At 58.9% G+C, this 17,907-nt stretch carries 15 protein-coding genes and 2 pseudogenes; 8 read left to right on the top strand and 9 right to left on the bottom strand.

All coding sequences use genetic code 11. The features are described from left to right. Positions 1-477 precede the first annotated feature (477 nt). Positions 478-717, top strand: a complete 240-nt coding sequence (locus tag JQ627_RS34245) for a hypothetical protein (RefSeq protein ID WP_212488753.1) — start codon at positions 478-480, stop codon at positions 715-717. Positions 718-866: 149 nt separating this feature from the next. On the opposite strand, the pseudogene JQ627_RS39350 reads toward JQ627_RS34245, so the two are convergent. Further along, positions 867-998 (bottom strand): annotated as a pseudogene (locus JQ627_RS39350) (response regulator); the annotation flags it as partial. 213 nt (positions 999-1,211) lie between these two features. On the opposite strand from JQ627_RS39350, the gene JQ627_RS34240 reads away from it, so the two are divergent. After that, positions 1,212-1,601, top strand: coding sequence for a hypothetical protein (locus tag JQ627_RS34240; protein ID WP_212488752.1), 390 nt, complete (start codon positions 1,212-1,214; stop codon positions 1,599-1,601). Here the strand turns inward: JQ627_RS34240 and JQ627_RS34235 are convergent. After that, complete coding sequence (locus JQ627_RS34235) at positions 1,582-2,169, bottom strand: phosphatase PAP2 family protein (protein ID WP_212488751.1); 588 nt, start codon at positions 2,167-2,169, stop codon at positions 1,582-1,584. The two genes, JQ627_RS34240 and JQ627_RS34235, sit on opposite strands and share 20 nt — an antisense overlap. Positions 2,170-2,265: 96 nt before the next feature. Beyond that, positions 2,266-3,156: an SDR family oxidoreductase gene (locus tag JQ627_RS34230; protein WP_212488750.1), complete on the bottom strand. Its 891-nt coding sequence runs from the start codon at positions 3,154-3,156 to the stop codon at positions 2,266-2,268. 389 nt (positions 3,157-3,545) lie between these two features. On the opposite strand from JQ627_RS34230, the gene JQ627_RS34225 reads away from it, so the two are divergent. Both JQ627_RS34225 and JQ627_RS34220 read left to right on the top strand, forming a co-directional pair. Then, positions 3,546-4,664, top strand: a complete 1,119-nt coding sequence (locus tag JQ627_RS34225; RefSeq protein ID WP_312015841.1) for an FAD-dependent oxidoreductase — start codon at positions 3,546-3,548, stop codon at positions 4,662-4,664. Between the two features lie 333 nt (positions 4,665-4,997). Further along, on the top strand, positions 4,998-5,744 hold the full coding sequence (locus tag JQ627_RS34220; RefSeq protein ID WP_212488749.1) for a C13 family peptidase: 747 nt from the start codon (positions 4,998-5,000) through the stop codon (positions 5,742-5,744). A 402-nt stretch (positions 5,745-6,146) separates the two neighbouring features. On the opposite strand, the gene JQ627_RS34215 is transcribed toward JQ627_RS34220, so the two are convergent. The 3 genes from JQ627_RS34215 to JQ627_RS34205 form a co-directional block, all read right to left on the bottom strand. After that, positions 6,147-6,935, bottom strand: a complete 789-nt coding sequence (locus tag JQ627_RS34215; protein ID WP_212488748.1) for an ABC transporter ATP-binding protein — start codon at positions 6,933-6,935, stop codon at positions 6,147-6,149. Further along, positions 6,929-7,867: an ABC transporter permease gene (locus tag JQ627_RS34210; RefSeq protein ID WP_249143633.1), complete on the bottom strand. Its 939-nt coding sequence runs from the start codon at positions 7,865-7,867 to the stop codon at positions 6,929-6,931. The genes JQ627_RS34215 and JQ627_RS34210 overlap by 7 nt, the downstream gene beginning before the upstream one ends. A 102-nt stretch (positions 7,868-7,969) precedes the next feature. Further along, entirely contained in the window at positions 7,970-9,100 is a 1,131-nt protein-coding gene (locus JQ627_RS34205; RefSeq protein WP_212488747.1) for an ABC transporter substrate-binding protein, read from the bottom strand. Between the two features lie 492 nt (positions 9,101-9,592). Here JQ627_RS34205 and JQ627_RS34200 point away from each other — a divergent pair, with 492 nt between their 5' ends. Beyond that, positions 9,593-9,943 (top strand): hypothetical protein, encoded by a 351-nt coding sequence (locus tag JQ627_RS34200; RefSeq protein WP_212488746.1) that lies wholly within the window; start codon positions 9,593-9,595, stop codon positions 9,941-9,943. A 270-nt stretch (positions 9,944-10,213) separates the two neighbouring features. On the opposite strand, the gene JQ627_RS34195 is transcribed toward JQ627_RS34200, so the two are convergent. Both JQ627_RS34195 and JQ627_RS34190 read right to left on the bottom strand, forming a co-directional pair. Beyond that, the gene (locus JQ627_RS34195; protein ID WP_212488745.1) at positions 10,214-10,648 is read right to left on the bottom strand and encodes a nuclear transport factor 2 family protein; all 435 of its coding nucleotides are present in this window, start codon (positions 10,646-10,648) and stop codon (positions 10,214-10,216) included. Positions 10,649-11,203: 555 nt separating this feature from the next. Beyond that, positions 11,204-11,620 carry a hypothetical protein gene (locus JQ627_RS34190; protein WP_212488744.1) on the bottom strand — a complete coding sequence of 139 codons (417 nt, stop codon included), beginning with the start codon at positions 11,618-11,620 and terminating at the stop codon, positions 11,204-11,206. Positions 11,621-11,934: 314 nt separating this feature from the next. On the opposite strand from JQ627_RS34190, the gene JQ627_RS34185 reads away from it, so the two are divergent. The 3 genes from JQ627_RS34185 to JQ627_RS34175 all read left to right on the top strand — a co-directional run bounded on the left by JQ627_RS34185 (position 11,935) and on the right by JQ627_RS34175 (position 16,051). Then, complete coding sequence (locus JQ627_RS34185) at positions 11,935-12,573, top strand: hypothetical protein (protein WP_212488743.1); 639 nt, start codon at positions 11,935-11,937, stop codon at positions 12,571-12,573. An 823-nt stretch (positions 12,574-13,396) separates the two neighbouring features. After that, the gene (locus JQ627_RS34180) at positions 13,397-13,903 is read left to right on the top strand and encodes a nuclear transport factor 2 family protein (protein WP_249143627.1); all 507 of its coding nucleotides are present in this window, start codon (positions 13,397-13,399) and stop codon (positions 13,901-13,903) included. A 1,530-nt stretch (positions 13,904-15,433) separates the two neighbouring features. Further along, the gene (locus JQ627_RS34175) at positions 15,434-16,051 is read left to right on the top strand and encodes an NYN domain-containing protein (protein ID WP_212488742.1); all 618 of its coding nucleotides are present in this window, start codon (positions 15,434-15,436) and stop codon (positions 16,049-16,051) included. A gap of 261 nt (positions 16,052-16,312) precedes the next feature. On the opposite strand, the pseudogene JQ627_RS34170 reads toward JQ627_RS34175, so the two are convergent. Further along, positions 16,313-16,621: pseudogene (locus tag JQ627_RS34170) on the bottom strand (transposase); the annotation flags it as partial. Positions 16,622-17,907 lie beyond the last annotated feature (1,286 nt).

Raw genomic sequence — 17,907 nt, 5'->3', positions numbered from 1 at the left:
TCCCAGTCGATGCCGTGAAGTTCAAGTCAGACGCTGAACGAGTCCGCTGTTGGCCTTAGCGGACTCTGCGCCGCTGTTCGCGAATAATTTATGAGTACACGCTCTGAAAAGAGGCCGCCAACTGAGGCGGCCTTTACTTTGCATCAATTGAGATGTTTGCGGGCGGCGGCCTCTTGAGGCGCCAATACCCGATGAGGCGCCAATACCCGACCAACGCGCGCCACTCGAACGCAGTGACGATGACGGCAATCAGCGCAGTACCTAGCCCACCATGTCAAAATCATTTGGAGCATCGAATCACCGCGGCCGTGCCGATGTTCCTAAGTGCCAAAGTGAACAACTGTTCCGAAGCTTTATTTGGTCGGCTCTAGTCGACACCGACGTTGAGGTCTCTTCTGCACTGCAAGACTTCATCGCTGCCAACGCCACAACACGCTTCGACATGCAGCTAGCGCTGCCCTTGCGCGGAGTCGCCTGATGTCCAGCGAGGATGAGCCGGTGGCCGCCGGTGCCACGACCACGACGTGCGAAAACTGTGACGATCTCGGCTGGGTTTGCGAGAACCATTTGGACCGCCCTTGGGACGGCCCACGCGCCTGCACCTGTGGCGGCGCCGGCGCACCCTGCCCGGTCTGTAACGTGACTGGCGAAGGTGACGTGCCGCGGATGCCGGAAGGCTTTCAGGCGGAGGTCGACAAGGACGGCTGGCGGCATTGAGGCGCCTCGTGACAGTTCAGAACGAGGCCCGGCCTGAGCCATATGCTAGACCTTGCGCCCTGAGCGGCTTGGGCGGCAAGCCGTCCATTAAGGCGCCAACGATTTACGCTACTCTCCCAGTGTTGCCTCCATTCGGTAGGACAGCGTTGTGCAAGAGCTCGCGCTTTATCTACGCTTCCCGCCTCGGCGATGACTCTGTGCCCCAATTCCTCAACCATCTCGACAAGCATCATTCGAATGAGCGCTTCATCTTCGACAAGGAGTATCGATGCTTGCGTCATGTCTTGCCTCAATCCCTGCTCGCACCGGCCACCGAGGACCCGTTAAGAGGCTGAGAGACTGCAGTCGTAAGCTGCGCCGGCGCAAAGGGTTTCTGGATCTTCGACAAGGCCTTAGATCGCATCGTCGTCTTCAATCACCAGGACGACAATGTTGCAGGAACGATGGTTCCTCGCAGTTGTTGATAGCTGTATTCACTAGCGTAGAGCATTTGAATGCAGCATTCTCCAAATCGACTGCACTTATTCTGTAGTGTGCCGATCTTCCTTTTTTTAGCCAGCTGCGACGCAAAGCCTGAATGCGATTCTCCGGAAACGCGAAAGGCCATCCTCGATATCGTTTCGGACGATCATCGCAATCCGCTGGTCGAATTCGCCGCCAGGAATTCCACGGCCAAGGTCAGCCTGGAGAACAACAAGCCGCTCTACCTTCTCGGCGAGAAGATCGTGACGACCTCCAGCAGCAATCAGAAGCGCACCTTGCAATGCAGCGGCGCTATTTCAGTCACGGTGGGTGATGTGAAGGCGTCGAAAGAGATCGAGTTTTCCGTACAGAAATCGGGAGACGGCAAGCTCTCCGTTTCGGTCACGCCCTTTCAATTCTAGGGCGTCGCGAGTCGCGGCGACGTCCCGCCAATGTCCAAGGCCGCAAGAATCGCTCGACCGAGGCGCCAAGCGCAAAACCGGCAACGACGTCGCTTGCCCAATGCGCAAGCAGCGCGATCCGCGTCAGCGAAAGTGCGACCGCGATAGCACGCACGGTGCGACGCCGCGCTGGCGGCAGCAGACCCGCTGCGGACGCCAGGGCGCCCATGTGGACGGCATGACCGGATGGAAAGGCATCGCGTGCCCGCCCGGAGACGGGAACGCCATGTCGGTGGCCGACGATTGTCAGCCGGTCGGGTCTGGTCTGGTCGAACGCGGATTTGAGGATATGCGGTAGTACGGCCGTCACCAGTGAGACCGTCAGGATGTGATTTGCGAGTGGGGCCTGCTGCGGCTTGCGGACCTGGACATAAAGCCAGCCTGCCGCCGCCAGTGCGAGCAGCACATGCTCGTCCGCGCCCCAAGTGAGGGCCTTGGAAGCGTCCTCGACCTCGTAGTCGGTCTGAGCCGCGATCTCATCGGCGATCGCGACATCGATCCGTGTAGGTTTGACTGTTACGAGCGCCATCGGTCCGGGCAGGCGTCCAAAGCTGTCGACATGTTCTTTATGACAGCTTTGTAAAGCTCAGGAGCCGGTGATGGTTCCCGAGCTCTCTTTCAGCGATTACGGCTGTCCTGATCCGCCCGCGGAACCATAGACTTGGCCGGTCGCGTAGCTCGCATCCGCTGCGGCGAGTTGGACATAGATCGAGGCGAGCTCAGCGGGCTGGCCCGGGCGGCCGAGCGGCGTCATGCCGCCAAACTTCTCGAGCTTCTCCATCGTAGCGCCGCCCGAAACCTGGAGCGGCGTCCAGATCGGCCCTGGCGCAACGCCGTTGACCCGAATGCCCTTCGAGGCGAGTTGCTTCGCCAGCGACTTCACGTAGTTCATGGTCGCCGCCTTGGTCTGTGCGTAATCGTAGAGATCGGGTGAGGGATCGTAAGCCTGCTCGGACGTCGTGCCGATGATGCAAGAGCCGGGCTTCAGATGCGGCAGTGCTGCCTTGATGATCCAGAACGGAGCGTAGATGTTGGTTTTCATGGTCGCGTCGAAATCCTCCGACGAGACATCGAGGATGGAGGTGCGCGTCTGTTGACGAGCGGCGTTGTTGACGATGATGTCGATACCGCCGAGGCCCAGCATAGCCTGCTCGACCAGCTTCTTGCAGAAGGCTTCCTCCTTGAGGTCGCCGGGAAGCGCAAGGCCGGTACGGCGCTCCTTCTTGATCAGGGCGATGACCTCCTGTGCGTCGGGCTCTTCCGCGGGCAGATAGTTGATGGCGACATCGGCGCCTTCGCGTGCATATGCGATCGCGGCCGCGCGGCCCATGCCGGAATCGCCGCCTGTGATCAGCGCCTTGCGGCCGGCGAGCCGCCCGGAGCCCTTGTAGCTGGTCTCGCCGTGATCGGGACGCGGCTCCATCTTGCCGGCGAGGCCGGGCCAGGGCTGTGACTGCTTCTTGAATGGTGGCTTCGGATAGCGGGTGACGGGATCGACCAGGTCCTGCTCGGCCATATCAGTGTTTCCTTTCGCTGTTGAAGATGCCAGCGAAGCCGCAGCGAGCGTCGCGCTCGCCGCGCGGACGATCTGCCGGCGGGATACGGAAGTCTTGTCTCGATGTGCCATGAAGGGCTCCGCGACTTTGCAGTCTCAACCAGCGGAGCGGAGTATCGTTGCTAAACGAGGGCGCCGGATCCCATTTGAGGTCCACAATCCCTCAGCTGCGCTGTAGGGAACGCCACAACCTTTGATGAGTTGCCCTTACGGTGCCCGAGCGTTTGTGGGAGCGTCTTATCTTTAAAGACGACAACATCGAACAGGACGAGCTGCGAAGCCCATATTCGCCGTGGGCCCATCTACCACCCCCGAACATCAAGCCTGTGACGGAGAGTTTCCGCTGCGATGTGCTGATCGTTGGCGCCGGCATCACCGCCGCTCTGGTCGCCGAACGCCTGACCCGGCAGGGCCGGCAAGTGGTGGTGATCGATCGTGAGCTGCCGAGCCTCGGTAGCACGGTCGCAAGCACGGCGATGCTGCTGTGGGAAATCGACCGTCCGCTTCTCGAACTCACGCAGCTCTACGGGTTTGAAAAGGCAATTCGCTGCTATCGCGCGAGCCACGGTGCAACGCGGGCATTGATGTCGCTCGTCGCGCATCATGGAATTCCCTGCGAGATGCGGCCGCGGCTTTCGCTCTATCTTGCCATGGGCGATAGTCCAAAACTCATCAACGACGAGTATGCAGTCAGGTCCCGCGCCGATTTGCCGTCTCACTTGCTCGACTATGCCGGATTGCTGCAACGTTTCACGGTCGGCCGGGCTGCCGCGATCCTGTCAAGCGATGCGGCCGACGCCGATCCCGTGCGACTGACGCGCGGCCTGCTCGGCATTTCTGTCAAGCGCGGCGCTCGTCTGCTCAAAGCCGATGCGATTGCGTTTTACAGCGCCGGATCGGGCGTGACTGTCGGTCTTGAGGGCGGACTGTCGGTTGAGGCGTGCGACGTGGTGCTTGCGACCGGTTATGTGATGCCGGACATTGTGCGCCCTAGAGCCCAAAAACCAGCGTCCAGCTGGGCGATCGCAACGGTCCCGCAGCCACACAATCTCTGGCCTGAGCAAGCACTGATCTGGGAGGCGTCTCAGAACTATCATTATGCGCGTACGACAACGGACGGCCGGATCATCATGGGTGGCGAGGATGATGACACTCTCATTCAGCCAGACGCCCGCGATGCAGCGACGCCGGACAAGGTGAAGGCGCTCAGGGCATCTCTGAAAGCGCTTTGGCCGCAGGCATCCGGCGATGTGGCCTTCAACTGGTCGGGCGCCTTCAACACCACCAGTGACGGGCTACCCCTGATTGGGAGAGTTCCTGGTTGCAGGAATGTCTTTGCTGCTTTCGGCTACGGCGGGAATGGCATCACATTCAGCTTTCTCGCGGCAGAGCTGATCGCCAGCCTGCTTTCGGGAGGCACTTCACTCCTACTTGATGATTTTGCGATCGACCGTGACGTCGTCGGCTGAAGAATAGAGCTGGGCGTGAGGACAGACCAGCTGCACCGCATTCACGCAAGCGATGGGCCATAAGGTGACGTAGCAAGATGGTGAGCACGAAAGAGGCCGCCAACTGAGGCGGTCTTAATTCCGCAATCTTTCGATCTTGACACCATAGTTCTACGTCGCACCCATCAGCTAAGGATCTGGCGCGCTTCTTGGCTTCGACCTCGTCCTCAGGTGCTGCCACTTCGCATTTCCGGGCTCATGGGCGTGCCGTTCCGAAGGATGGAACTAAACTGGCTTTTTACCATTTGTTTTGCGCGGTAGTTCTCTCGCGGCGATCTCGAAACGAGGTTCGCTATGACCTCCAGGTCCTCGATCAGTTGGCTCGGTGCGCCGCTCGTCGCTTTTTTTCTGACCATCTGGCCGTTAGTTTCGTCCGTACATGCTGTTGAGGACGCTGGAAAGGTTGGCGTGGTGTCCTTTGGCCTGTTCGGGGATCAAGGCGTGTTTAGATCCGAGGCGACCAGTGCAGCTCAGGTCGTAGCCGGCCGTTTCGAGACTGGCCCGATCAATGTGGAGTACAATTCCAAGAAGGGCGGAAATGCAACGATCGAAGCGCTGACCAGGTCGTTGCAGGCGGCAGCCAACCGCTTGGATGCTGAGAAAGACGTTCTCTTTTTGATTCTCACCTCGCATGGCTCTCCAGACGGCCTCGCAATCAAGGCGGGGCGGCACACAGAGACGCTCACGCCATCTCGTCTCAGCAACATGCTCGCGAAAACAGGTGTGCGACACAAAGTGGTTGTCATCTCGGCTTGTTATTCCGGGGTCTTTATCCCGCATCTGGCGAATCCCGATGTGCTGGTCATCACCGCGGCCGATGCCAACCATCCGTCGTTCGGCTGTCAGGACAAGGCCAAGTGGACCTATTTCGGCGACGCTTTTTTCAACGTCGCGCTCCGGAAAGCCGTTAGTCTGAAGGATGCGTTTCTGGATGCGCGCTCACTCGTCCGGAAGCGAGAATTGCGGGAACACTTCGAGCCGTCGAATCCCCTCATGGCAGGCGGCGCAGACGTGCTGCCGTTGCTCGTCGGACGCCCTTGAACAACCGGCCACGAGCCCTGAGGCGATTCCTCGCAGGCGTGCACCCGCAATGCACATCCCATCACTGTTTCGTGGAACAAGTCGCTTTATCAAATTCGCGAGTGCGCCGGGCAAATGAACTCCCCGCCGCACGACGCGTGCCGCCGATCTTAAAGTGTTACCTTCTGTCGGCGTTGCTCACGTTTGGGCCAATTGTTTGTAGCTTGTCACCGTAGCTACTCGCGCATGCCTCATAAGGATCGATTAAAATTGCTGGGGTTTCAGCGCCTTGGTCGCTCCAGTTGGAGGAGCGGTGATCCGTCGTACATAGCTGCTAACACAATCGCATTGCAATCGCGGCGAGCACGCCGTGCTGCTTGCTCTGTGATGCGTATGAGAAGATCTGTCACGGCGACTTGACGGCTACCATGCCTCATCGAGGCCGAGTTGCTCGAACACCTCGCGACGAAGCTCAACGAAGTGCGGATCGCCGCGGTGGCGAGGATAGGAATGGCTGTTGACGACTTCGGCCTTGATCCGCGCAGGTCGGTCGCTCAGCACGATGACGCGGCCGGCGAGCAAGAGCGCCTCCTCGACATCGTGCGTGACAAGCAGCGCCGTGAAGCGCGAGCGCTGCCAAAGTGATACGAGTTCCGCCTGCATTGCGATGCGCGTCAGCGAGTCGAGCTGGCCCAAAGGTTCGTCGAGAATAAGCAGCTTTGGATCGTTGACAAGCGCACGCGCCAGAGCCGCGCGTTGCGCCATGCCACCGGAAAGCTGGTGCGGGTAGGCATTTGCGAAGCCCGTGAGCCCCACCAGGCGCAAGGCGTCTTCGATACGCCCGCCATGAGTGCGTAGCAACCCGCGGGCTTCCAGGCCGAGCGCAACGTTGCTCCGTACCGTCCGCCACGGATAGAGCGTTGGATCTTGAAAAACGACGACGCGCGACGGATCGGGTGCTTCGATCTCTCTTCCCTCCGCTAGCAGGGATCCGGTTGTTGGAGTGTCGAGCCCCGCGACCAGCCGCAGCAGGGTCGATTTTCCGCACCCACTCGGACCCAGGAGAGCGACAAATTCGCCGCGGCCGACCTGAAGGCTGATGCGGTCCAATACCGGCAGGGGCTGCCCTTCGAGATCGAAGCTGTGGCTCACTTCGCGGAGCGTTAGCGTCGATCCACGGGCCGCGTGATCGCTTGCGATCGGCGCTACCATCGCACCAGACCTTTCTGCCAGGATAGCAAGCGGTCTCGCAAGCGGAACAGCAGCGTGATCAGCCCAGAGCACAAGAACGCCATGAGCAGCAGCGCGGCGTACATATTGGCATAGGCCGCCCAACCTTGTGCCCATTGCAGGTACCAGCCGAGCCCCGCCTTCACGCCCAGCATCTCGGCTACGACAAGAACCGCAAACGAATTGCCGAGACCCATGAACAGGCCAACAAAGACATGTGGCATTGCCGCCGGAATGGCAACCTTGAGCACGAGGAAGCGCTGGGTTGCTCCCAACGTCCGCGCAATATCGTAATAGGCGCTCTTCACGCAGGCGACACCCGACCAGGTCAGCACGGTGACCGGAAACCCGGTGGCGAGCGCAATCAGGAAAATGCTGGCGCTGAAGCTCGACGGGAAAACGAAAAATGCGAGCGGCAGCCAAGCTGTCGCGGGCAGCGGGCCGATGAACCGCAAAACTGGGTGGATCCAATAACCGGCGAGCCGCGACCAGCCGATCGCGACGCCGGTTACGAATCCCACCGCCGCACCGAGAAAATAACCGGTCGCGAGCAGACGCGCTGAGGCGAAGATGCCTTCAGCCAGTCGCCCCCAATCATCGATTACGACTTCGACAATGGCCTGCGGCGGCGGAAAGAACGGCAACGGCAGCAATCCAAGCTTTGCTGTGACGGCCTCCCAAGCAGCCAAAAACAGCGCGAGCGCGAACAGCCACGGAGAAAGCCGCTGGAGACGCTGAAAAGCAACAAAACGAACGCCGGCAAAGGCTACCAGAGCGAGCGCAAGGGCCAACGCGCCGCAGGCAATGGCGAAGCCGCCCGTGTAGGCCCAATCGCTCTCGGGCTTATCCGGCCAGAGCGCAGCGAGCACGGCGACCATAGACCATGCGGCGGCAACAGACAGTCCGCCGATCAACGACCGAGTGGTCGAACTTTCAAAAAAGCCGAAACCCGATTTCTCTGATGGTCTCGGCACTTCATCGATGACCGAGCTCACTGCGGATCTTCCCAAATCGGCTCAGCTTAGAACGTCAAGATAAATCCGGTCGGCGAACTTGGCCGGGTCAGTGCTTCGCTTGATGACGTTCACTGCTCTGAGTTCATCGGTGTAGAGTAAAAGTTGCTTCTTGAGCTCCGCCCCGACGGGATGCCTGTGGTGAGTATGGCTACGATACATAGTGGCGAGATCCTCTACGGACCCTCTCCCGCCGTAGCCCGAATAGATTGCCGCGGCATCGGCGGGATCGCTGGCAACTCGATCTGCCGCTTCCAGTATCGATCGTGTCAGAGCGGCCGCCACCGGCATTTCGCTTCGGGTGAGGCTGCCACGTACCGCGAGAACGCAGCAGGTGCGGTCGGCGAATTCACCCGTTAAGTTCGTCGCGATCTCGTTAAGTTTACCTTCCTTAAGCCACAGATAGGGCAGCGGATCTATCTCGGCCAGCGCCTGCACTTCGCCCTTATCGACGGCAAGCGCGAGCAGATTGGCCGGGTACTGGCGCCACTCCACCTCTTGGGCCGGATCGATGCCCTTCTTGGCGAGATAGATCGAAAAGAAGTTCTTCGCTGGGCTCGCTTGATCGCTAATGGCGATAGCCTTGCCGCGCAGGGACTCCAGGCTGTCAATATTCGCAGCCTTGGAGCCGAGGAGCCGGATGCAGCCGCCGTGCACACCGGCGGTGATCCGAACGTCGAAACCTTGCTCCAGCGGTTTGAGCCATCGCAGGGCCAATCCCAAACCGGCATCCGCCTTGCCAGTTGCAATCGCCTCCAGCAACTGATCGGTGGTACCGCCGAAATTGACGAAATCGACGTCGAGATTGTGCATGGCGAAGATACCCCGTTCCTTTGCGACTGCCGCAGCGACCGTGCACGCCGCGTTCGCGTTCCAGGCGAGTTTTAGTTGACGAGGTGGGCCCTGCAGCTCTTCACTGTTCGCCGCGGCGCGGCAAATAAGAGGCTCGCCAGGAATATAAGACAGCGATCCAGTCCCGGATGCCGTCAGCGCGCGAGCCGCTCCGAAGATTCCAAACGGCGCCGCAGCGCCGAGGGTGCAAACCAACGTCAGCACCGAGCGGCGGGAGAAGGCGCCCCGCTTCGCTTCGGTCAGACCTTCCGTTATGCTGTTGCCAATCTCGCGCTTTTCCATGTGCCGCTCCAAAACTCGCGTGTGAATGGAATAGAACCGGGCGGCGCTTCGCGGCGCCTTAGCTCACCTCTCCTTGGGCATCATCGGAGCCCGTCGGCTACACAAGTGTGAAGAGGGGCACATTAACGCAAAAAATTGGATGGAGATAGTTGCTCGGCGATCAAGGCTCTCGTCAATCGTGTTGACCTACTCATGGCAACGTCTGTCGCATTTGATCGCGATCGGCGCGAGCATTGAACAACATTACGGCCGTGCGCACGCACCAGCATGGTGTCTGCGCTGCGCGAATTGAGGGCCGTCTGTACCACGAGCATGATAAGGCTGAACTTCTAAGGCGAAGTCCATCATGCTCTGGAATAGTCGGCTTGTCGCAGCAGAACGGAAGCTACTGGTTGGACTTTGCGCATTTGACTCATCGGCTTCCCGCTTCGCTTGCTTGATCCCGGGAATGCCATCAACGTTGCGCCGGGGACACAATTACAAGGAGGACGCATGATTACCGCCGTTGTACGATACAAACTGCCGCCGCAGATCGACTGCGCCGCCTGTCGCGAGCACTTTCACAAGATCGCGCCCAACTTCCGCGAGGTGACGGGACTGATCAGCAAGCACTTCATCTGGTCCGAAAGCGGCTGGGCGGGCGGCGTGTACCAGTGGGAGCGCATCGAAGACGCCAAGGTGTTCTACACCGGGCCGTGGCTCGAGGGCATCATCGAGCGCTACGGCATGAAGCCGCAGATCGATTTTTGCGAGGTTTTTGCGGTAACAGACAACACTCGCGGCAAGGTTGAGCTGTTCAAGGAGGCCGTTGCTCCAAATGACCCCAGCCGCACTGGCGCGTAAAGATGGTGGTTGTATGAGAGGATAGTTGCGGAATCCTCGCGTCATCGTAGGTAGCAAGTCCACGCCGCGACCGAATCCGACGATCACGCTGATCTTGGCTCTTCGGAGACGTGCCGATCAGACCAAATGTCCCCGTTTCGGCAAGAACTGCCCTCCCCGCCAAGCCGCGGTTTGACTCCACCCGGACAAATCTTGCACCGGAGACAAGTAGCTCTTTTGGGTGTCCGGTAAGGCCGCCCCCTCGCCCGACCGATTAAGCCTTCGACCGCTTTAGTTGAATGTTTGCAGCCTCAATTTGAGCGATCCGTCGGCTTGGCGTTCGAAGACGTGCGTCGCTAAACCACTGAAGGGAGACGGCTTGCCCTCCTTGTCCTTACCCGTAGCGCTCCACTTGGCTATGCCGAAGACTACCTTGTCGTCTCCGCCGGCATCGATCATCTCCAACTTGTGATCCGTCACACCGCTCGCGAAGAGTCCGGCAAAGAACTTCTCGATCTCGGCCGGACCCGACGCGACCTGTGTGGGCGGCATCAATTTTGCCGTCGCGACATAGGAGGCGCCGATGGCTTTCTCGTCGTGCTTGTTGAATGCAGCATCCCAAGCGGCGTAAGCCTTCGCCACGTCCGCCTTGGCGTCCGCGGCCAACGAAATTCCCGGCGCGCCGAGCAGACAAATGAGCAGTGTTGATGTTTGAGCCAACTTCATAGGATACTCCTCTGTTGGATAACCCTTTCCGAATGATTAGATCATCTCTCCCGGTCGTCTGCCGCGGCTGCACTCCCGCCAGCATGACGACGCCGTCACCGGTCGCGCTGTGGCCGGCCATTGTTTCATTACGAAAGAGGTGCAGGCGATGGCAACTTCAACGGCGCCGTTCACCTCGGGAGTCCATCTCGCGCGTCATGACATCGCTAATGCAGCCGATCCACGCGCCGAGCTTCAACCACCACGACCAGTTTTGCGAAGGCAAAGTCAGCTGGTTGCCGGAAGAGTCCAGCCAATAGTTCGCGGAACAGCAATTCCGGGCAATTACCGTCAACCACGTTGACAAATGGGAGAGTGCGAAGGCGCACACACTGCCTAGACCGGAAATCCCTTGCGCTGGTCACGATGCAATTCGCTTCTTTGGCCCTTAGCTGTTCACCGGCTCAAACGCCGTGATGTCGGCTTTAGGACTTTGATCGGACCAAGGTGAGACGGCGCCGCGATGCTCGACCCATGGCGGACTTACTTACGGTGCTATTGATTTCCCAGCGAGGATTATCCCGCCGGTCCGGGAATGAAGCACCTCCACAAAGGGGTCATTCTTCCATTGTCGTATGACGGCCACCACCAAACCATCGCCCTGCCGCTGAGGTTCTGCCCGTTGACTACGACAGAGTTTGGCACGTCAAACCATTGCCCGGGTTCGTTTGGCCGATGCGGATGCTTCAGAAGGACTCTATAGCCATTTTTTGCCATATCCCACTCGGCCTCCGCCTGTTGGCCGTCCCCACCATCACAGCACGGCTCACCTGCCCTATTCTTGAGACTTTTGAACCAAGCGTTCAGTTCAGGTCGCATCAGGTCATGTGAATAGGCTGTGTTGATGCCGAAAAATGTGACCGCACACAATCCCACCATGCCGGCTACGATCAACCGATAAAGATGCACTGGGTGTCCATTGGAACTGGTCATGGAAACCTCCGTTTCCTAGCCCGTTTGCGTGGGTCATCGGAAGCGAGCGAAGGTTCAACCGGAAGTACACTTAGGTGCCGATCAATTCCTCGGCATGCTTTGCTTTTTGACGTGACGCCGAGTCAATTTGGCTTCTTGCCCTAACAGCGAAGTGGCGAAGCCCCTCACTGTGGTCAGCTTAGTGGGGCGCAGCGGACGAGATTTGCTTACGCTGAGTTGTTCGCTTTTGACCTGAGCGGAAGTGCCGGCGCTGATCGTTCCGCAGCGGCCAAATGGCGCGTTTCAGGAGCTCAAAAGGAGGCTAGGATAACTACGTGCAAGACCTCAGCGCAGACGCCGGCCTCCGGCTACTCCGCGGCTGGCATCAGCGAAAACTCATGGAGGATTTCGCGATGAAATCGCTGGCGCATGTAACTCTATTTGTCCTCGCGCTTATGCCGAGCTACGCCTTCGCTCAACAGTCAACCGGCCACAAGATGACCGACGAGGAGCTGATTAAGCTGTCCTTGTCCGCGGCACCCCAGGCCATCGCCAAAGACGCAACGATCGTCGCTATGGATCACGACGGCAAGATGCGGACCTTGCGCAAAGGAACTGGGCAGTGGACGTGCATGCCGGGCCATGCCGATCCGGCCAACCCCGACCCGATGTGCGGCGATCAAAACGCGATGGAATGGGCGACGGCATGGATGGAGCACAAGGAGCCACCGGCGAATAAGGTAGGGTTCATGTACATGCTGCAAGGGGACGGAGGCGCAAGCAACACCGACCCCTATGCAACAAAAGAAGAGCCCGGCAACAATTGGATCAAAACCGGCGCACACGTAATGATCGTGGGCTCTGGCGCTAAGATGTTGGATGGTTATCCACGCGACGCGAAGGCCGACCCAACGAAGCCCTATGTGATGTGGCCTGGCACGCAATACGAGCATTTGATGCTGCCGGTCCGCTGATCTCGCGATCCTGCATCCGCGCCAGGACGGTTTTGTGCGGAGCGCGCGCGATGAAACGCGCGTCCCTATCGGTCCTGCTGCCCCCGATGAGTCCGCTTGCGGCCCCTTAGCGGACTTCGTGAAGAGTCGGCTTCTGCGCCGCTGTTGGCGAACCTGTCCCGTCGCCTACCAAGCCCTGACGGCAATCAGAGCGATGATGGTCAAGAACAATGCGCAAAGGATGGTCGCTGGAAGTGCAAGCCAATCGGGGATCATCGTCGCCTCCCGAACGGTCGTTTCAAAGTTTATAAGGCCTCAGGATTGCGCCACACTATGAACCGGCCAACACTTTGCAACCACGCTGCATTTTCAATCTTGAGAGATGAGAACCGTCTCATGCCCTCTTGGCGCGAGAGCTGCTCGTGACTGGGGTTCCCGACAGCGAGGAGTGTTGACGCCGGCGCAGTGGGACGAGGCCAACCCGTTGCAGCAGCCAGTGCCGATGGTGCGCGCGGGTTGCGCCGGCCTGGAACCGGAGGGGTCCGAAAGAGTCAAAGTTCCGAGGGCGCGCTGGGAACCATGCTGGTCCCTCGGTCCCCCGGAGATGTGGCCCGGCCTTCGAGCAAACTGGAAAAATGCCCCCAAGGCCGGGCAGCGCCGAAAATCCTCAGAACGAAAGAATAAGCAAAGCCACCAACACGACGTTGAACGCGCTCACCGCGATCACGGCGATATCAAAGAGGATTGGGCTGATCATAGCGCCTCTCCGATCCACATCTACGGGTAGTAGACTGCTCCCGCGAACAGTGGAGGTCTATGCGGTTTGTGCCAGCACGCGAGCTCGATGATTGCTCCCCGCCGTGCCGCGGCCGTCGGCCGCTTCAGTAATTTTGCGGGACGTACGGTTCAACACCCGTTCATCATCGAGAGGCTATGCCCCGCGCTGGGAGTAGTGGCGCGTTGCAGGGAATTCTGGATGTCTATTGCACGGGACGACTTCGACCCCATTGGCGCCATTGTGGACTGGCTCGACGCCTGCCGACGTGGCGATCTCAACGCATTGCTCAACTTCTATGATGAGGGAGCAGTGTTAGAATGCGACTGTGAGGGCGTGAGCGTAACGGGACGAAACGCCATCGCGGCATACTGGGCGCCCAAGCTCGAAACTAATCGCATGCCAGCCTTTACCCTCGATGACGTTGCTCTGACTGGTCACGGCGTTCAGATGGACTACCAAAGCTACGAGGGAAAGCCGGTGCGGCTATATTTTCGCTTCGGTAGCTCAGGCAAAATTATCTACACAAGCTGCGGCCCCAAGGTCCGTAGCGCTGCACAACCCTCGTACAATTAAGCCGAGCGCCGCGACAATGAAGTAACGACCGTCTGGCGTCACTGGATATTTCAAGCGGATTTTCGGCGCGCCCCTGACGGCCTTTTTGCTTTCATCTCTTTAGGCTGCTTCTTGCCCGCTACATGAATCCGAAGGCCCCAGTCCCGGGGGAAGACTGAGGCCCATGGAGATTGGTCACACGGGGGCGCGTTGTGGTGACCGAAGATGAAACACCACGAAGAAGCTTCCGTTCCCTGCCCGCGACCAAGCCTATACAGATCAGCAAGTTCGTATTCTACGATGTCCGGCTACACGAAGCCGCCCATCGGCCGTTGTGTCGGAAAGCCTTCGCGCCAAGGAACAATGTCATGCGATTCGCGTTATACAACTGACAGCATTCATGGTGGCGCTGGTGGTTTTGCGACGCGACTGACCAGCTTGGAAAGGCCCCGTACCTAACGCGGGGCTTTTTCTTTGCATCTGCCTTCGGTCAGGACATTTCACTGTCGGCCAGTTCAACCGGGCAAAACTCGCTACCGCCACAATCGGGAAGGCTCGTGTCGGAGCGAAGACGTAGGTAACTATACGTTAAGAACGTATCGGCATCAGGGTGTAAGCCAGCGGAGCGAAAACTACTTCGGCAATTGAAGTTCGGCTTGCTTGGGCTCCCAAGGCGCCGGGAGGATGACTCGGATTGGACGTGCTTCGGGTGGAGTTTGAGCATTGGACGGTTGAATTTTCTCTTTAGCAGGTTCTGCTAAGGCAACTGACATCAGTGCAGCCAACACCGCGAGAGAGGTTGCCAATAGCCGCACGTCCAACATCGAAGCCTCCTGTATTATTTGGCTCTACAACGCTGGACAGATTAATTGGTTCGCCTCCTCCGAGAGTTGGAACGAACGCATGTGGGCCAACGACGTCGATCCTTCCCCTATGATCGATCAGGCAATCAACGGCGGCTACGCGCCACGCCACACTAAGAGCACTCTCATGAACACCGCGATGGAGAGCTTTCTCCCGTCGTCGAGAGTCGGAGAGCAGCCAAGCGCACTCGACCTTGGCTATCTCAGGCCAGTTGAGTTCGGGCGCACGGTGGGAATTAGCTTAACCGGGTATCCGTCAACCGGAAGCAGCACATTGCTGGGTCTCCAGTACGGCGCGGTGAGGAGCAGCAAAAAAGTCGCTCGTGCAGCCATATACTGTGCCGCTGGTCGGCTGCGCTCAGTACCCTGCAGGACGATTTTACCCGCTTCGCCAGAAACACACCAACGCCAGCCGCGACCGCGCCGTGTGATCGAACTATCAAAGACAGGAAAATCCACATCGCTCATAAGACGCATACTCCAAAACAACCACCTAAAATAGCCACATTAATCAGCAATTGTAATGGGCTAACTTCTTTGGAGGCAGCGGAGTTCCTCCTCTCCATGCGATTGCTTGAAGCTTGAAGTATTTTTCGCGCGTCTCGTAGTCCTGCGAGATCGAGCCAAGGATTCAATTGCTGGTCTATCGGCGAAGACCTAAATCGGCTCTCTGGAAAGCCCGCAAGTCATGTCATCCGCTTCGACTAACAAGATTGCGCTTTTCATCGATGGGGCCAATCTCTACGCGACGGCGAAAACTCTGGGCTTCGACATCGATTACAAACGCCTGCTGGAGGAATTTCAGAGCCGCGGGGAACTGTTTCGGGCTTTCTACTACACCGCAGTCATCGAGGATCAGGAGTTTTCCTCGATCCGTCCCCTGCTCGATTGGTTGGACTACAACGGGCTCACGGTCGTCACCAAGGCGACTAAAGAGTTTGTCGACGCCTCCGGCCGCCGCAAGGTCAAGGGCAACATGGACATCGAGCTCGCCGTGGACGCCATGGAGCTCGCTGAGCACATCGACCAGATGGTCCTGTTCTCGGGTGACGGCGACTTCCGCTCCCTGGTCGAAGCCGTCCAGCGCCGTGGCGTCCGGGTCACCGTGATCTCCACCATCGCGAGCCAGCCGCCGATGATCGCCGACGAGCTGCGCCGCCAGGCCGACGTCTTTACCGATCTCGTCGAGCTGCAGTCGAAGCTTTGCCGCCTCCCATCCGAGCGCCCTGCCCCACGTAATCGCGAACCGCGTGGACACATGCCGAAATTTCTACAAGAGCCGAAAGGAAACGACCCTCCCGGCTAGGCCGTGTACCCATCTGTGGACGCCCCGCGAGATGCAAGTGGTTTTTGACGAGCATTGGCACGTAGTCGGATGCTGCCATCTGTCCGGCCTCTGATGCAATGAAGCTGCAGCCCGTATGGGAGTCCGCGGGCCGGAACCAAATCATAAATGCGTGCTCTTAGGCACGATGGGTACATCTGGTTTTCCGACCCGTCTCGCCGACTGTTGTGCCATACCCTCCTTCGACCGACTACATCTACGACGACCTCAGGTCTGCTGGGCTTACGCCCTGACTGCGACCGGAGCCCTGTAGTTCTCCTGCTTTATAAGTAGCGCCCAGACGATCCGCGCCATCTTGTTCGCGAGCGCGACGGTTACCAGCATGCGCGGTTTGCGAGCCAGCATCTGTTCGAGCCAAGACCCCTTCGGCGCGCCGCGTTTGCTCGCCTGTTGCACGACGGCACTGCTGCCGATGATGAGTAGGCGCCTAAGCGTGCGCTCGCCCATTTTGGAAGTCGCGCCAAGCTTCTGTTTGCCACCTGTCGATCTTTGAAGGGGCGTGAGGCCAAGCCAGGCGGCAAAGTCGCGGCCCTCGGGCTCGCCGAGGGTAACCTCTAGGCCCCGGCTCATCCCCATTTGAGCTGGAGCCCTTTTTTGGGAATTGTATAGGCCCGCACGACGAAAAGTTTCGCAAGAGTTCCTTCACCTTGATCTAGGGATACGGCCGGTGGGCAATAGCGGGAGATCGCTTCGCATGGAAGATGGCGCTCAGCCGTTACCTGGGATGCGAGATACATGAAAATGTCAGGCATAACTTTCGTTGTTTACAATCCGCCCCAGCTGGGGCTCCCGTACCTTGCCGTGATGATTGCACCGAACGGCGAAGTCGTAGCGGTGCCATTCGAAACTCCAGCAGAGGCCGAAAACCACAACATTGAGAGCGCTGCCATGACTACTCGCTATGCGCGCGCGAGCAGTCGCGAATGACGCCCACCATCTTGGGGCCAGCCCCGCTCAAAATCCGCCATCCCCACAAGCACCCCCGTGGTGCGGCTGAACCTTTTCGCCGCGCATCTCTTAGTGGATATCCGGGATTTTGCTGATTCGTCCCGGGCTGGAAGCCGCCGCTCGCGGTATATTTAAGTGGGCGGCGGTTTTGCTTTTCTCAGCGCCACACAACGAAACGGCCTCGCACATCGCCGGTCGTTCGGCGCAGTTGCATCAGCGCGCATTTCCGGTTGTTCCCGATCTTTAAGGCGGGCGTAACATGTGTTCTATCCCGCCCAACACGTCTTCAATAGGAACGCTGGTGCTCGAACAGCATTTGAAACACGCTTCGGGCCAGTCCAATTCGTCCCAGAGCGCTTTGCACATCGCGACTGCGCGGCTCCAGCACGCTCGCAACCCTACCGCTGGAGCCGCCTTTTCGGCGCGCTGAGGCTTTTCCCATGCATGCACTCGTCACAATCTTCGTTCACTTTAGACAGATCGCGACTTGACTGGGGCCAATGTGAAGAATCCAAACAACAATCCAAACTGCGACAGCGGCAAGTGCCGCTACTCCGCAGGAGAGGTCCGGAGCTACCCCGACAGCCATCCTCCGCTGACCCTATGCAGAACGTGCTGGGCGCACGAGAGTGCGCGCAGGAGATTTAAGACTGGCCTGCCTGCGCTGAAGTGGGCGCCGGGCGACGGACGCGTCAGCGACGGTCCTCATATACGGAAGAACTCAGACCTCGGTTGAAAAGAATCCGGAACGGCATTCAAAGAAAGTGATGCTTCACTCGCGGATGCCCAGACCTTGTTTTCGAATTTCCGAAGATGCTCCAGATAAATGCGCTCAACACGATTGAAACGGTGAGCAGGAGCAAAAGGTC

This window comes from Bradyrhizobium liaoningense (assembly GCF_018130785.1).
Taxonomy (GTDB): domain Bacteria; phylum Pseudomonadota; class Alphaproteobacteria; order Rhizobiales; family Xanthobacteraceae; genus Bradyrhizobium; species Bradyrhizobium liaoningense_A.
This window is presented reverse-complemented; position numbering and strand designations above follow the sequence as displayed.